A 16,526-nucleotide genomic window follows, 5' to 3' on the forward strand; every position below is an offset into this window, starting at 1 on the left:
TCATGAGTGTATATAATCTTGATCCCCGGCTTGCTCAGGATATCGTCATCCGTACCATGAAGATTATTGACACCAATATTAATGTAATGGATGGCAAGGGGCGGATCATTGGTAGCGGTGATGAGGAGCGCCTTGGCGAGCTGCATGAGGGTGCGCTGCTGGCGTTGTCCCATGGCCGTATTGTTGACATTGACGATGCGGTTGCCCGCCAATTGCACGGCGTGAAGCCCGGTATCAATCTGCCATTGCGCCTTGAGGGTGAAATCGTTGGCGTGATTGGCCTGACCGGGAACCCCGGGCAATTGCGCCAATATGGCGAGCTGGTATGCATGGCAGCCGAAATGATGATGGAGCAGGCGCGGCTGGTGCACCTGTTGGCGCAGGATAGCCGCTTGCGCGAAGAGCTGGTTTTGAACTTGATCCGAACTGAAGAGATATCACCGGCACTGATTGAATGGGCGCAGCGCCTCGGAGTTGATATCAATGAACCCCGGGTGGTAGCGGTGGTGGATGTGGACAGCGGCCAACTGAGTGTCGACAGCGCCATGTCAGAATTACAAGAGTTGCAAACCCTGTTGACCACCCCAGAGCGCAACAACTTGATTGCGATTGTCTCCCTCACCGAAATGGTGGTGCTGAAACCGGCACTCAACAGCCATGGCCGTTGGGATGCGGTTGATCATCGGCGTCGGATGGAATCACTGCTTTCGCGTATGACAGAACGTGGCCGCTTGCGAGTGCGCCTCTCATTGGGGAATTTCTTTACTGGCCCCGGCAGTATTGCCCGCTCATACCGCACCGCCCGCACCACCATGGCCGTTGGTAAACAACGGATGCCAGAGCAGCGCAGTTACTATTATCAGGATTTGGTTTTGCCCGTCTTGCTTGACAGTTTGCGCGGTGGTTGGCAAGCCAATGAGCTGGCTTTGCCATTAGCTAAATTGCGGGCCATGGACAGCAATGGCTTACTGCGTCGTACATTGGCCTGCTGGTTTCGCAATAATGTGCAACCCACGGCGACGGCGAAAGCGCTGTTTATCCACCGTAATACATTGGAATATCGACTTAATCGTATTTCGGAATTGACCGGGCTGGATTTGGCGAATTTCGATGACCGCTTGTTACTGTATGTCGCTTTACAATTAGGCGAACAGGAATAGAAATAATCTATTTTTTCTAGAGTGCATTATCCGCACAAAAATTAATTCTCTTTATTATGAGAGTTAATTGGAATAATTCCCTGTGCTTAATCGATTCTCCCCGCAATTTATTATTCTGCTTCGTACATCTGCCTATTTTTCCCCCCTGAAATATCTGCAATAGCACAATTCTTTTGCATTAAAAATTAATTGTAATAATACAATATTATAGCCACTATATTTATAAGGTTAATTACTTGTTTGAGTTGTAAATTATTGTTGTAAATAAGAATTATTTATCCGAAAGGGTATGACTTCTGGGAAGAAATATAATGAATTCATTTATTGTGGCTGACACCGAAAGCTGTATTGGTTGTCGGAGCTGTGAAGTCGCTTGTGTTGTTGCGCATCATGAAGGCAAATTCCCGGATAAACCGGATTATTTCACTCCACGGGTGAAAGTCTTTAGAGATAATCAGGGCGCCACAGCTGTTTTTTGCCATCATTGTGAAGATGCTCCTTGCGCAAGTACCTGTCCGAATGGCGCTATTGTTGAAATGAATAACAGTATTCAGGTTATTCAGGAAAAATGTATTGGCTGCAAAACCTGCATGATTGCCTGCCCGTTTGGCATGATGACCGTCGTGACTGAAACCGTGCAACCCGCCAGTCACCGCCTGGCCGATGTTTATCAACGTACCGAAGCCCAGAAATGCGACCTGTGTCTTGATCAACCTGATGGCCCAGCCTGTATCAGTGTTTGTCCCACTCAAGCTCTGACTTTGGTTGATCAAAATTACCTACTGAATCAACAACGACAAAAGCGCCAGCGTACTGCATTGAATGAGCATAATGGCCGCTTGTTTAGCTGTGCCACTTCTGCGGGCGTGACCCACTCTTTCAGTCCAGCGCGCAAAAATATCCGCGATACGGCCCCCATCAATCTGTTATTGCGGCCACGCACTCCGCGGTTGGAAGCGAAAAAAATCCCACTGGCGGAGCGCAAAACAAGCTTTGCTGAAATCTATTTGCCTTTCACCGAAGGCCAAATTTATGAACAAGCTGAACGTTGCTTGAATTGCGGCGACAAGACTATTTGTCAGTGGACGTGCCCACTGCATAACGCCATTCCGCAATGGATTTCATTGGCCTATCAAGGTCGTATTCATGAAGCTGCCGAATTGTCTCATCAAACCAGTAGCTTGCCAGAAATTTGCGGCCGAGTTTGCCCGCAAGACCGCTTATGTGAACAAGCTTGTACTTTAAATGACCACGATGGCGCGGTCACCATTGGCCAGATTGAACGGCATATTACAGAAACCGCATTGGCGACTGGCTGGCGGCCTGATATGTCACAAGTTAACCCTAGCGGAAAGCGGGTTGCCATTATTGGTGCTGGCCCGGCAGGCTTGGGCTGCGCGGATATTTTGGTCCGCAACGGCATCACGCCAGTTGTCTTTGATCGCTATCCTGAAATCGGTGGTTTGCTGACCTTCGGTATTCCGGCTTTCAAACTAGAAAAAGGTGTCATGGCGCGTCGGCGAGAAATCTTTAGCGAGATGGGTGTTGAGTTTTGCCTAAATACTGAAATTGGCCGTGATATCACCATGGAAAATCTGCTCGGCGAGTTTGATGCACTTTTCTTGGGGGTGGGGACATACCGTTCGATGCGCTCCGGGCTGGAAAATGAGGATGCGACCGGTGTTTATGATGCTTTGCCATTCTTGATTGGTAATACCCAGCACTTGATGGGCTATCCCGCCAGCGCTGCTCACCCTTATGTCAGCATGGAAAATCAGCGGGTAGTGGTATTGGGCGGTGGAGATACCGCCATGGATTGCGTGCGCACCTCATTACGTCAGGGGGCCAGCAGTGTGGTTTGTGCCTATCGCCGTGATGAAAAGAACATGCCTGGCTCCAAACGTGAGGTCAAAAATGCCCGCGAAGAAGGCGCGGAGTTTATGTTCAATCTTCAGCCGCAACAAATTGAGGTGGATGAGCAAGGGCTGGTGACTGGCATCAAAATGGTGCGTACCGAAATGGGGCAGGCCGATACCCAAGGGCGGCGGCAGGCGCGGCCTATTGCCGGTTCCGAACACATTATTCCGGCTGATGCAGTTATCATGGCATTTGGTTTTAGCCCGCATCGGATGTCGTGGTTGGCGGAACATAATGTGGTACTGGATAAGCAGGGGCGGGTGGTTGCCCCGACGATTTCCGGTTATCCGTATCAAACCAGTAATCCTAAAATCTTTGCCGGGGGGACATCGTGCGCGGGGCTGATTTGATTGTCACGGCCATCGCCGAGGGGCGCAAAGCGGCCGAGAGCATTGCTTATTATCTCAATGTCTTATAACCCCAGCGGCGAGGAGAAAAGATGAACCGATTTGTTATCGCCGATATGACCCAATGTATTGGCTGCCGCACTTGTGAAATTGCCTGTGTGGTGGCACACAGCGCTGAGAATAAGGCCAGCGCCATCACACCTGATCAGTTTCACCCGCGCCTGAGTGTGATGAAAAGTTTTGCCGTCAGTACCCCCATTCTCTGCCATCAATGTGAGGATGCGCCATGTGAGAATTCTTGCCCCAATGGTGCAATTGTCACCGGCGACCATGGGGTGCAAGTGCTGGCATCACGTTGTATTGGCTGTAAAACCTGCATGTTGGTATGCCCGTTTGGTGCGATGAATATGATTGAGCAGATTAATCAAAACGCGACCGTGAGTGCGCAAGCGCATAAATGTGACTTATGCCATTCCCGTGAAACTGGCCCGGCCTGTATTGAGGTCTGCCCGACGAAAGCATTGAAATTGGTGACGCCACGGGCGTTAGAAAATCTCCAGCGGGACCGACAATTGCGGGCCGCTCGTGGCGCTGCATCAGGTATCGCCCGATAACGCCCGCGGTCATAAGGATAAAAAATGGAAAAAATCCTCACGGTCTGCCCTTATTGCGGTTCCGGATGCAAATTAAATCTATTGGTTGAGGGCGGTGAAATTGTCGGCGCACAGCCGGCGAATGGCGTCACTAATCAGGGGGAGTTGTGCCTGAAAGGTTACTATGGCTGGGATTTTCTTAATGACACTCGCCTGCTAACCCCTCGGTTAACCAGCCCATTACTGCGCCGCCAGCGCGGCGGTACATTTGAACGCGTAAGCTGGCAAGAGGCCATTGCATTCATTACAACCAAACTTAAAGCTATCAAAAAGCGCCACGGGCCGGATGCCATCATGATGACCGGTTCATCACGCGGGCCGGGTAATGAGGCCAATTATGTGATGCAAAAGTTTGCTCGTGCCGCCATCGGCACCAACAATATCGACTGCTGCGCCCGCTTGTGTCACGGCCCTTCAGTCGCCGGTTTACAGCAAACTCTGGGCAATGGCGCGATGAGTAATTCCATTGGCGAAATTGAGAATACCGATTGTATTTTGGTGTTCGGCTATAACGCCGCCGACTCTCATCCTATCGTGGCGCGCCGTATTCTGAAGGCCAAGAATAAAGGTGCCAAGTTGATCGTCTGCGATCCTCGGCATATTGAGACGGCGCGTATTGCAGATCAATGGTTGCCATTGAAAAACGGTGCCAATATGGCGCTGGTGAATGCCTTTATTTATGTGTTAATTGAAGAAAAACTCTACGACGATAATTATGTCCGCGCCCATACCCGTGGCTTTGATGAACTGAAAGCGGGAATTGCCGATTACCGCCCAGAGGATGTCGAGCATATTACCGGCCTACCTGCGCAAGCTGTCCGTCTGGCGATGCGCACTTATGCTGCCGCCCCAGCCGCCACTATTTTGTGGGGCATGGGCGTCACCCAATGGGGGCAGGCGGTGGATGTGGTGAAAGGGCTGTCTTCGCTGGCGTTATTAACTGGCAATCTCGGGCGGCCTAATGTGGGTGTCGGGCCGGTGCGCGGGCAGAATAATGTGCAGGGCGCTTGTGATATGGGGGTCTTGCCCAATACTTTCCCCGGCTATGAGAAGGTCACGGACGAGGCGGCCCGAGGCCGTTTTGCCGCGGCTTGGGGCGTCACTGAACTACCGGCACATGTGGGTTACTCAATTACTGATGTTCCGCACAAAGTGGCGCAAGGCAAACTCAAAGCTTATTACGTGTTTGGCGAAGACCCTATCCAGACCGAGCCGGACTTGGCCGCCATGCGCGCCGCTTTTGCCGCACTGGAGCTGGTGGTGGTGCAGGATATCTTTATGACCAAAACCGCTGAACTGGCGGATGTCATCTTGCCCGCCACATCATGGGGCGAGCATGAAGGCGTTTATACCAGTGCAGATCGCGGCTTCCAGCATTTCAATAAGGCCATTGAGCCAAAAGGTGATGTGAAGCCAGATTGGGAAATTATCAGTCTGATATCCACGGCGATGGGCTACCCTATGGCCTACCAGAATACCCAGCAGATTTGGGATGAAATGCGGGGTTTGTGTCCGCCATTCTTTGGTGCAACTTACGCGAAAATGGCGGGGCTGGGATATGTGCAATGGCCTTGTCCGAGTGAAGACCACCCCGGAACACCCTATTTGTACACCGGCAACCAATTCGCCACTGAAGATGGCAAAGGTGTTTTGAGTTGTGCGCCGTGGCAACCGCCGCATGAGCAAACTGACCGCGATTATCCGCTGGCACTTTGCACGGTGCGTGAAGTCGGGCACTACAGTTGCCGCTCAATGACCGGTAATTGCGCCACACTGAAAATTCTGGCGGATGAGCCGGGTTATGTGCAGATTCATCCAGAAGATGCCAGTCAACTTGGCGTCGTCGATCAGGCGCTAGTTTGGATTTCCTCACGGCGTGGCAAAGTGATTGTTCGTGCCAGTGTTACCGAGCGGGCTAATTGTGGCGCGGTGTATATGACTTATCAGTGGTGGATTGGCGCGTGTAACGAATTGACGGTGGATCATGTTGATCCGGTGTCAAAAACACCGGAATTCAAACACTGCGCGGTCAAAGTGGACGCTATTGGTGATCAAAGTGCGGCAGAGCAATATGTTGAACAGCAATATAACCAACTGAAAAAACGGCTATCAGATGCCGCGGCTGTCTAGCCCACGGCGGTAGGCCACTGTCGTGGTTTACCGCACCTGACTTTGCAGATGTTGCAAAAATTGGCTGGCATTCATAAAACCGGTCACTCTAGCCCCGCTAATCTCATTGCCCTGCGCATCGAAAAACAGGATGGTTGGCAAGCCCAGTACATTTAGCTGTTTCAACAGCGCCGCATGCTCTGCGCTGTTCGCCGTCACGTCAGCCTGGAGCAACACCGTATTCGCTAACTGGCGCTGAACTTTTTCATCACTAAAGGTATATTTCTCAAACTCTTTGCAGGCTACACACCAGTCGGCATATAAGTCCAGCATCACCGGCTGGCCTTTTGCTTGCGCTAATGCTGCCTGTAACTGGGGTAAATCGGCAACGTGTTTAAAGGCTAAGTGCTTAATTTCATTCTGTTGTGTGTTGCTACTGAAAACCCAGTCTTGCAGTGGGCGGGCGGCAACCAACAAGGCGGCCAGCAGCAATAACTGGCAAACTCGCGCCCAACCGGAGTGGGCTTTCAGACTTAATACAAATGCCCAGCCGAAGAAGGCTATCGCCAACAGGCCCCATAAACGTAAGCCCCAGACATCTCCCAGAACCCTTTCCAGCAAGAACACCGGCAGAGCCAGAATGACGAAGCCGAAAGCCTCTTTGACATATTGCATCCACGGGCCACTGCGCGGGAGCAGCTTATTGCCAAACAACGTCACAATGACCAGAGGAATCCCCATCCCTAAGGCATATAAATACAGCGTTCCTCCACCGGCCAACATATTCCCGCTTTGGGCGATATACAGCAAAATGGCGCTGAGCGGCGCAGTCGTACAGGGCGAGCAAATGAGACCAGCCAGTGCGCCCATGGCAAAGACACCGGCCAGCGAACCCCCGCGCTGACTGCTGCTCCATTGCACCAGCCGGGTTTGCAGTGACGACGGTAATTGCAACGAATAGAGGCCAAACATAGATAGCGCCAGCAGCACGAACAGCACCGATAACCCAATCAATACATAGGGATGCTGTAACGCGGCTTGAAATTGTAACCCCGCCGCCGCAACCACCAGGCCGAGTAAGGTATAAGTCAGCGCCATCCCCTGCACATACACGACCGCCAATAGCAATATCCGCCGCTGACTGTGAGGTTTCTCACGCCCGAGGATAATGGCAGAAATCAGGGGGTACATCGGCAATACACAAGGTGTGAAGGCGATGCCAATCCCAATAAGTAGCGCCCACAGGGGGGAGAAGGGCAGCTCAGCCGGCTCTGGGGCCGCATTATTGGCCACCGGAGAAACAGCAGCCTTTGCATCAGCCGCAACGGATGACGCGGCGGTCACAGCGGAGAGCGGAATCACACGGGTTTCCGGCGGATAACAGAAACCGGCCTCGGCGCACCCTTGATAAGTCACACTGACACTCGCCTGCTCACCGGCCTGTGTAATAGGGATTTTCAGTGTTAACTGTTGCTTGAAAATCGAAACTTCGCCGTAGAACTCATCATGGTGGGCAATGCCCTCCGGGAGGCTAAATGCCCCGAGAGCCGCATTTTTAGGCACAATTTTGATTTGCTGGCGGTACAGATAATAGTCAGGATGAATCTGCCAGTTCAGGGTGAGCTGGTCACCTTGTTGGCGAAAATCAAAAGCAAACGCTTGATCGACCGGAATAAACCGGCTCTGGCTACTTTTTTGGCCAAATGCGGCATTGTCACCAAACAGCGAGGCTTGCGCACTGTGCGGCGCGAGTAAAACGCTGCACAGCAGCAGTATCAGAGTAATGAAGCGTTGAGCCATGACAGGTAATCTTTATCTCCGTCCCGTACCGGCAGCACCAGCAATTCCGGTGTCTGGTAGGGGTGATGTTGTTTGATATAGCTAAGAAGCGCTTGCTGATGAGCGGTATTGCTCTTGAACAAAAGTTGGACTTCATACTCTTGCTGGAGCTTGCCTTCCCAGTAGTAAATCGAGGTCGCGCCCGGCAACAAAGTCGCACAGGCGGCCAATTTCTCCCCGAGTACCTGCGCGGCTAAATCCTGTGCGCTGGCTTCATCAGGGGCGGTGCACAATACCACAATTGCATCACAATCAGACATCTTAACCTCATTGGTAGTGCTGTTCTATGGTGGCGTGGGAAGTTGCGAGATAACGCAATGAGTGAAGTCATCGGCTTATAAAACGTACTATACCCTGAAGTTGGGGGAGGTCAGAAGATGATTTATATCACAGTGGAATAGATGCGATGAAGCTCGCAAATGAGAGTGGGGCGCATCGCGCGCCCCATTTACAGATGATAGATTACAGAACCAGACCGCCCATCACGAAGCCGAAACAAACGGCCAGTGCTACCCCGATAGTCCCTGGGATGAAGAACGGATGGTTGAACACAAAGCGACCAATGCGAGTGGTGCCGGTGTCATCCATTTGTACTGCGGCTACCAGTGTTGGGTAGGTAGGCAAAATGAACAGACCAGAAACCGCAGCGAAAGAAGCAATTGCCGCCAGTGGTGAAACGTTCAGCGCCATTGCCATTGGCATCAATGCCTTGGCAGTTGCGGCCTGAGAGTAAAGCAGTGCGGAACAGAAGAAGAAGATAACGGCCAGCAGCCATGAGTGAGCTTGAATCAAGCTACCCGCGGTTTCTTTAATCCATTCCAGGTTGTGTTGTACAAAAGTATCACCCAACCAGGCGACACCCAGGATACAAATACAAGCACTCATACCTGCTTTGAATGTGCTGGAGTTCAGGATTGAATCGGTATCAACCGAACAAACCATGGTGGTGATGGTTGCCACACTCAGCATGATTATCAGGATGGCGTTAGTGGTGTTCATCAGCGGTGTTGCCACCAGACCGACACTTGGGCTGTTGATAATGGCATACGCCACAACACACAATACGCCCGCCAGGAACAGCAATACGGAGGTTTTAGCGCGTGGTTTAATAACTTTTACTGTGTCGCCACGTAGCGTTACCAAACCTTCTTCCAAACGTTTCAGATAGATTGGGTCATCAGACAATTTGGAGTTAAAACACCAAGATACAATCAGTGACATCACAAACACCGCCAGCAGGGTGGATGGGATGACTATCATCAATAAATGTAAGTAGCTGACGCCATGACCTTCCATTACTGAAGACATATAAACGACTGCCGCAGAAATAGGTGATGCGGTGATAGCAATCTGTGCGGAGACGACTGCGGTTGACAGCGGGCGGCAAGGTTTGATGCCTTGTTCTTTCGCCACTTCAGCAATCACCGGCAGGGCTGATAGCGAAATGTTACCTGTCCCGGCAAAGATGGTCAGAAAATAGGTGACCAGCGGAGCAAGGATGGTGATGTGTTTTGGGTTCTTACGCAGCAATTTTTCAGTTTGCTGTACCAGATAATCCATACCGCCCGCCACTTGCATTGCAGAGATTGCGGCGATAACAGCCATGATGATTGAAATAACGTCAAAGGGAATGCTGCCTGGTTTGACGCCAATGATCGCCAATACCAAAACACCAATACCACCCGCAAATCCGATACCGATACCGCCTAACCTGGCCCCTAAAAAAATGGCCAGCAGAACGATGACTAATTCTACGGCTATCATAGTGTTTACTCCTTGTTTTTAATTGGAAACTATTTGTTTTTATTGCAAATAGAAAGTTAAAAAATTGTGTTTGCCAGAAAGTAAAAAGGCACGCTGTCCAGAGGAGCATGCGTGCCTTACAGGGCTACCGAATGATTATTTTATTGTTCATTTTCATCGGTATAACGTTTCGCCTTATAGGCAGGATGCATCAGGTTCTCGACAGAGAAAATATCGTCTAACTCGGCTTCAGTTAGCAAGCCGCGTTCCAGAACCACTTCCCGCACATTTTTACCGGTTTCCGCACAAATCTTGCCCACAATGTCACCATTATGGTGGCCAATGAATGGGTTCAGATAAGTGACGATACCGATAGAGTTAAAGACGTAACGCTCGCAGACCTCTTTGTTGGCCGTAATGCCATTGATGCATTTTTCCAACAAGTTATAGCAAGCATTTGTCAGGATATGAATGGACTCAAACATAGCCTGGCCAATCACTGGCTCCATGACGTTCAACTGGAGCTGGCCTGCTTCGGCCGCCATAGTAATGCAAGTGTCGTTGCCGATCACCTTAAAACAAACCTGGTTAACAACTTCAGGAATAACCGGGTTGACTTTGGCTGGCATGATAGAGGAACCGGCCTGCAATTCTGGCAGGTTGATTTCATTCAGACCAGTACGTGGGCCAGAGGAGAGCAAACGTAAGTCATTACAGATTTTTGACATCTTAACTGCCAGACGTTTCAGCGCACTGTGCACCATCACGTAAGCACCACAGTCAGATGTTGCTTCAATCAAGTCTTCTGCTGGTACACATGCCAGCCCACTGATTTCAGACAGTTTTTGTATAGCTAACTGTGAGTAACCTTCTGGTGTATTCAGCGCAGTACCAATCGCGGTTGCACCCAGGTTAACTTCCAGTAGCAACTCTGCGGTACGTTGCAGGTTTTTGGTTTCTTCTTTTAATAGCACCGCGAAGGCTTTGAATTCCTGCCCCAGCGTCATAGGAACTGCGTCCTGCAATTGGGTTCGGCCCATCTTCAGGATTTTTTCGAATTCTTTAGATTTTCTTTCGAAACCTTCTTTTAACTGATTGATGGCGTCGATAAGCTTCATGATGGAAGCATAAACCGCAATACGGAAGCCAGTTGGATAGGCATCGTTGGTGGATTGGCACTTGTTTAGATGGTCATTAGGGTTGAGATATTGATATTCCCCTTTCTGGTGCCCCATCAGTTCCAGACCGATATTGGCCAGAACTTCGTTGGTATTCATGTTTAAAGAAGTGCCGGCGCCGCCTTGGAACACGTCAACCGGGAACTGATCCATACATTTGCCTTTATCCAGAACTTCGTCACATGCCTGAATAATGATATCTGCAATTTTGCGTGGAATGGTGTGTAACTCTTTGTTCGCCATTGCCGCCGCTTTTTTTACCATAACCATGCCGCGTACAAATTCGGGAACATCACTGATCTTGCTGTTACTGATATAGAAGTTTTCAATCGCACGCAGGGTATGAACACCGTAGTAAGCCTCTGCGGGGACTTCTCGTGTACCTAACAGGTCTTCTTCAATACGAATGTTATTTGACATGAGAACCTTCTCTAATGTGCTGTCTTGTTTTGTATTTGTTAATTAAATTATGCCGCCGTGGGCAATATGATGCCGCCATGAACCTTTAGTGCGGAAAGATTAACCATTCATCATGTTGCTGACAGGATCATATGCTGCTTAACGATAAAAAGCCTTGAACTAGGATCACTATATGGTCGGAATTAATTAAGAGGATCTGATATCTGTGATTTCTCTCACAGTTGCACAAATGAGTAATAAAATTATTCCCCTAACTTGAAAAGCGATTCAATCACCACCACTTTATGATTGTCGACCCACGTCGAAAAGGGGAGCTGACGCCGAAATCTAGAGATACCCAAAATAATTCGAGTTGCAGGAAGGCGGCAAGCGAATGAGTCCCGATGAGCTAACTTGAGTAAGTGATTCGGGTGATTGAGTGCAGCCAACGCATATGCAGTTTGAAGTATGAAGGGTATTAGGGGAAAGGCAGTGTCAGCACCAGCCGGGTCAAGGTTTTCATGGTATCTGTCAGGCAGGTTTACCCTGATGAGAGGTACGGAATGATTGGAATAAGGAGAATGCGGTGCGTTGGTTACCGTTAGCGCTGATATTTTTATTGGCATATATAGAAATATCGATATTTATCAAGGTTGCAGCCGTGTTGGGTGTGTTGGTTACCCTGCTGCTGGTTATCCTTAGCTCCTGTGTGGGGATCTCTCTGGTGCGCAATCAGGGAATCAAAACCTTTATGCAGATGCAGCAAAAACTGGCCGCGGGTGAAAGCCCTGCGGCAGAAATGGTTAAAAGTGTCTCGCTGGTATTGGCGGGCTTCTTGCTGCTGATCCCAGGCTTTTTTACCGATTTCCTCGGTTTGCTGCTGTTATTGCCACCGATTCAAAAATCGTTGACCTTAAAGCTGATGCCACATCTGAACATTTACCGTGGCGGTAGTTTTGGCACTGGCAGTGGCCCAATGGGAGGCGGAAATACCTTCGATGGGGAATTTCAGCGCAAGGCCGATGACCACTTTATCGTCGAACATCGTCCGGATGAGGATGATAAATCGACAGATAATCGCTTCAAAGATGATAAGTAAATCGCCATAGTTCTAATTGATTGTTTATTAATCATAAATTCATAAAGTAAATCATAACGCTTTCTTTTATGGGCCGACGGAATGGTGGCAGAAATGAGTCACTGCTGGACAAGAAAAAACTGAATTTTTTTTTGTCCTCTCCCTTGAAGGGGTGTGAAGTCGCCCCCATTAAGATAGCCACGGTATCGGTTATGAAGGCACGCCGGTACTAATCCTAAATCTGATACGGACCTTCTCAATAGGAGAGCTATCAATGAAAATTCGTCCATTGCATGACCGCGTTATCGTCAAGCGCAAAGAAGTTGAATCCAAATCTGCTGGCGGCATCGTTCTGACTGGCACAGCTGCGGGTAAATCTACCCGTGGTGAAGTTCTGGCTGTCGGCAATGGTCGCATCCTGGATAACGGTGAGATCAAGCCGCTGGATGTGAAAGTTGGCGACATCGTTATTTTCAACGATGGTTACGGCGTGAAGGCAGAGAAAATCGACCATGAAGAAGTGTTGATCATGTCCGAAAGCGACATTCTGGCAATTGTTGAAGCGTAATTCGCGCGCTCTAATCTTCTGAACTGAACGAGTTAAGGGAAATCATACCAATGGCAGCTAAAGACGTAAAATTCGGTAACGACGCACGCATCAAAATGCTACGCGGCGTAAACATTCTTGCTGATGCAGTAAAAGTGACCCTGGGCCCGAAAGGCCGTAACGTAGTTCTGGACAAGTCTTTTGGCTCTCCAACTATCACCAAAGATGGTGTTTCTGTTGCGCGTGAGATCGAACTGGAAGACAAGTTTGAGAACATGGGCGCACAGATGGTTAAAGAAGTTGCCTCTAAAGCGAACGACGCTGCAGGTGACGGTACCACTACTGCAACTGTATTAGCTCAATCCATTATCACTGAAGGCCTGAAAGCAGTTGCGGCCGGCATGAACCCAATGGACCTGAAACGCGGTATCGACAAAGCAGTTATCGCTGCTGTTGAAGAGCTGAAAAAACTGTCTGTGCCTTGCTCTGATTCTAAAGCAATTGCTCAGGTAGGCACCATTTCTGCTAACTCAGACTCAACTGTGGGTGAGCTGATTGCGCAAGCAATGGAAAAAGTCGGTAAAGAAGGCGTTATCACCGTTGAAGAAGGTTCAGGCCTGCAAGACGAGCTGGACGTTGTAGAAGGTATGCAGTTTGACCGTGGCTACCTGTCTCCTTACTTCATCAATAAACCAGAAACGGGTTCTATTGAACTTGAAAGCCCATTCATCCTGTTGGCTGACAAGAAAATCTCTAATATCCGTGAAATGCTGCCCGTTCTGGAAGCAGTAGCGAAAGCCGGTAAACCACTGCTGATCATCGCAGAAGATGTTGAAGGCGAAGCTCTGGCGACTCTGGTGGTTAACACCATGCGCGGCATTGTTAAAGTTGCAGCCGTTAAAGCACCTGGTTTCGGCGACCGTCGTAAAGCCATGCTGCAAGACATCGCAACTCTGACTTCTGGTACGGTTATTTCTGAAGAAATTGGTCTGGAACTGGAAAAAACCACTCTGGAAGATCTGGGTCAGGCGAAACGTGTCGTTATCAACAAAGACACCACTATCATCATCGATGGCGTAGGCGACGAAGCTGCAATTCAGGGCCGTGTTACTCAGATCCGTCAGCAAATTGAAGATGCGACTTCTGACTACGACAAAGAAAAACTGCAAGAGCGTGTTGCTAAACTGGCTGGCGGCGTTGCTGTCATCAAAGTTGGTGCCGCAACTGAAGTTGAAATGAAAGAGAAGAAAGCTCGCGTTGAAGATGCTCTGCACGCAACTCGTGCTGCGGTAGAAGAAGGCGTAGTTGCTGGTGGTGGTGTTGCTCTGATTCGTGCTGCATCTGCTATCACTGCGTCTGGCCTGAAAGGCGACAACGAAGACCAGAACGTTGGTATCAAAGTTGCTCTGCGCGCGATGGAATCTCCGCTGCGTCAGATCGTGGTTAACGCCGGTGAAGAAGCTTCTGTTATCGCGAACAACGTTAAAGCAGGTTCAGGTAGCTACGGTTACAACGCATACAGCGAAGAATACGGCGATATGATCGCGATGGGTATTCTGGACCCAACTAAAGTGACTCGTTCTGCTTTGCAGTACGCAGCCTCTATTGCTGGCCTGATGATCACCACCGAGTGCATGATAACTGACCTGCCACGTGATGACAAAGGTGCTGATATGGGCGCTGGCGGCATGGGTGGTATGGGCGGCATGGGCGGCATGATGTAATGCCCCTAACCCTATAGCTTCATTGATTGCTGATTAAGCTATAAACCTAAAGCGAGTGGGGTAACCTACTCGCTTTTTTTATAGGAAAAAAACGGCTATATAACCAATACCTGTCATAACCTTGCCTCGCCCACGTTTTATACTCAGCCTTTTCTGATTCACATCTTGCAAACTCGCGCCCTAAAAGCAGTTTTATTTTGCTCTGTGTGATGATTGCAGGACTTTTTATTGCCTTCATTTCTGATTTAATGTGTAAACTGTTAATTATTAACCATCAGGCTCGATATCGAGTATTTGGATAATTTCGGCAACGGATGCCTAAGCGGCAGCGGTGCTTTCTGGTAATCTTTAGCGTGATTCTCAACTTCGAATGGGGAAAAAAATGCGGATTAAAGTGTTACTTGGTCTTTCAGCGGCACTGTTGCTGGCAGGCTGTAGCTCCACTAATCAATTGAGTTCAGCGGGCGAGCAAGTGAAGTTCTCTGATACCAAACCGGGTAGTGAATGCCAGTTGGTTGGACAGGTGACGGGGACTCAGAGCAATTGGATCTCAAGCGGTGAAAGCAGCTCTATGCGTGGTGCGGCAAATGACCTGCGCAATAAAGCGGCGGCAATGGGCGGCAATGTCATTTATGGCGCAACCAGCCCGAGTGAAACCTTCTTATCAAGTTTTGCACCGCTAGACAGCAAAATGGTCGGCGAAGTTTACAAGTGCCCTTGATATTTGAAGCGCGAACATAAATAAATCAGGGGATGTCATGGCATCCCCTGTTGTTTATTCTTCTGATAATTTATCCTGCATCAATCGCAAATCCAGTGGTGTCTTGCTGGGTTGCCCCCCGATTTCTCGCGCCAGGCGCGGAACCAGATACCCAGATACACGGCTGAGCAGCCCTTTCATTAATTGTCGAGCTTCATCATCATCGACCATAAAATGAGCTGCGCCTTGTACTTTATCCAGCACATGGATGTAATAGGGCAGAATACCAGCATCAAATAATGCATTACTTAATGCCGCCAAAACCTCGGCATCATTATTGACCCCTCGCAACAAAACACTCTGGTTTAAGAGAGTCACACCCGCCCGTTTTAGCTGTGCCATACTGTCCCGTAAAGACGAGTCAATTTCATTGGCGTGGTTGATGTGTGTCACCATCAACACCTGTAATCGTGAATCCCCCAGCCGTTGACAAAGTGCTGGAGTAATGCGCGCAGGAATGACGACAGGTAAGCGAGTGTGGATACGTAAGCGCTTGATGTGGTGGATACTTTCGATTTCATCCAGCAACCAGCCGAGTTCGCTGTCTTTTGCCATTAACGGATCGCCACCCGAGAAAATAATCTCGTCCAGCTCAGGATGTTGACGGACATAGTCCAGTGCCTGAAGCCAATTGGCTTTATTGCCTTGGTTATCCTGATAAGGGAAATGCCGGCGGAAACAATAGCGACAATTGACGGCACAGCCGCCCTTGACCAGCAATAACGCGCGGTTGCGGTACTTGTGCAATAGGCCGGGTACTACGCTTTGCTGTTCATCAAGTGGGTCGTTGGTAAAACCGGGGGCCGCGATAAATTCTTCCCGTGCAGTGAGCACTTGAAGCAATAAAGGGTCTAATGGATTTCCCGGTTGCATTCGCGAAACAAATGCGCGGGGCACTCGTAAAGGAAATAAACGACGTGCAGCAGTACCTTGTTGCAGGTTAGGGTGTTCATTTAACAACAGAATTCTTAGCAATTCGTCCGGATCGGTAATTACATCGGCGAGTTGTTGCAACCAATCTTCTCTAATTGGCATGTTTCGGGTTACAATACTTGCCATTTTTTAGGCTTAC

12 protein-coding genes and 1 pseudogene are annotated in these 16,526 nt (G+C 49.5%); 8 read left to right on the forward strand and 5 right to left on the reverse strand.

Features of this window, described 5'->3' with window-relative positions; genetic code table 11:
* Positions 1 to 2: 2 nt before the first annotated feature.
* The 4 genes and pseudogenes from F0T03_RS02245 (at position 3) to fdhF (ending at position 6,207) form a co-directional block, all read left to right on the forward strand.
* Entirely contained in the window at positions 3 to 1,160 is a 1,158-nt protein-coding gene (locus F0T03_RS02245; RefSeq protein ID WP_145556466.1) for a CdaR family transcriptional regulator, read from the forward strand.
* Positions 1,161 to 1,471: 311 nt separating this feature from the next.
* Positions 1,472 to 3,495: pseudogene (gene aegA / locus F0T03_RS02250) on the forward strand (formate-dependent uric acid utilization protein AegA).
* A gap of 21 nt (positions 3,496 to 3,516) precedes the next feature.
* Complete coding sequence (locus F0T03_RS02255) at positions 3,517 to 4,038, forward strand: 4Fe-4S dicluster domain-containing protein (protein ID WP_145556468.1); 522 nt, start codon at positions 3,517 to 3,519, stop codon at positions 4,036 to 4,038.
* A gap of 24 nt (positions 4,039 to 4,062) precedes the next feature.
* The gene (fdhF, locus tag F0T03_RS02260) at positions 4,063 to 6,207 is read left to right on the forward strand and encodes a formate dehydrogenase subunit alpha (protein ID WP_159677142.1); all 2,145 of its coding nucleotides are present in this window, start codon (positions 4,063 to 4,065) and stop codon (positions 6,205 to 6,207) included.
* Positions 6,208 to 6,234: 27 nt separating this feature from the next.
* On the opposite strand, the gene F0T03_RS02265 is transcribed toward fdhF, so the two are convergent.
* The 4 genes from F0T03_RS02265 to aspA form a co-directional block, all read right to left on the reverse strand.
* Positions 6,235 to 7,986, reverse strand: a complete 1,752-nt coding sequence (locus tag F0T03_RS02265; RefSeq protein WP_159677143.1) for a protein-disulfide reductase DsbD — start codon at positions 7,984 to 7,986, stop codon at positions 6,235 to 6,237.
* The gene (gene cutA / locus F0T03_RS02270; RefSeq protein ID WP_032910396.1) at positions 7,962 to 8,285 is read right to left on the reverse strand and encodes a divalent cation tolerance protein CutA; all 324 of its coding nucleotides are present in this window, start codon (positions 8,283 to 8,285) and stop codon (positions 7,962 to 7,964) included. Before cutA ends, F0T03_RS02265 begins: the two co-directional genes overlap by 25 nt.
* Positions 8,286 to 8,487: 202 nt before the next feature.
* Entirely contained in the window at positions 8,488 to 9,789 is a 1,302-nt protein-coding gene (locus tag F0T03_RS02275; protein ID WP_050110967.1) for an anaerobic C4-dicarboxylate transporter, read from the reverse strand.
* 140 nt (positions 9,790 to 9,929) lie between these two features.
* A complete protein-coding gene (gene aspA / locus F0T03_RS02280) occupies positions 9,930 to 11,366 on the reverse strand; it encodes an aspartate ammonia-lyase (protein ID WP_042547590.1) in 1,437 nt (478 codons plus the stop codon).
* Between the two features lie 565 nt (positions 11,367 to 11,931).
* Between aspA and F0T03_RS02285 the strand changes: the two genes are divergently transcribed.
* From F0T03_RS02285 to F0T03_RS02300, 4 genes are all read left to right on the forward strand, one after another.
* Positions 11,932 to 12,444 carry an FxsA family protein gene (locus tag F0T03_RS02285; protein WP_145556471.1) on the forward strand — a complete coding sequence of 171 codons (513 nt, stop codon included), beginning with the start codon at positions 11,932 to 11,934 and terminating at the stop codon, positions 12,442 to 12,444.
* 253 nt (positions 12,445 to 12,697) lie between these two features.
* Positions 12,698 to 12,991 carry a co-chaperone GroES gene (locus tag F0T03_RS02290; RefSeq protein WP_145556472.1) on the forward strand — a complete coding sequence of 98 codons (294 nt, stop codon included), beginning with the start codon at positions 12,698 to 12,700 and terminating at the stop codon, positions 12,989 to 12,991.
* A 50-nt stretch (positions 12,992 to 13,041) separates the two neighbouring features.
* The gene (gene groL / locus F0T03_RS02295; RefSeq protein ID WP_004706989.1) at positions 13,042 to 14,694 is read left to right on the forward strand and encodes a chaperonin GroEL; all 1,653 of its coding nucleotides are present in this window, start codon (positions 13,042 to 13,044) and stop codon (positions 14,692 to 14,694) included.
* A 382-nt stretch (positions 14,695 to 15,076) separates the two neighbouring features.
* Positions 15,077 to 15,415: a DUF4156 domain-containing protein gene (locus F0T03_RS02300; protein ID WP_005175566.1), complete on the forward strand. Its 339-nt coding sequence runs from the start codon at positions 15,077 to 15,079 to the stop codon at positions 15,413 to 15,415.
* A 54-nt stretch (positions 15,416 to 15,469) separates the two neighbouring features.
* Here the strand turns inward: F0T03_RS02300 and epmB are convergent, their stop codons facing one another.
* Positions 15,470 to 16,513: an EF-P beta-lysylation protein EpmB gene (gene epmB / locus F0T03_RS02305; protein WP_159677144.1), complete on the reverse strand. Its 1,044-nt coding sequence runs from the start codon at positions 16,511 to 16,513 to the stop codon at positions 15,470 to 15,472.
* Between the last annotated feature and the right edge of the window lie 13 nt (positions 16,514 to 16,526).

It is taken from the genome of Yersinia canariae, assembly GCF_009831415.1.
Taxonomy (GTDB): Bacteria; Pseudomonadota; Gammaproteobacteria; order Enterobacterales; family Enterobacteriaceae; genus Yersinia; species Yersinia canariae.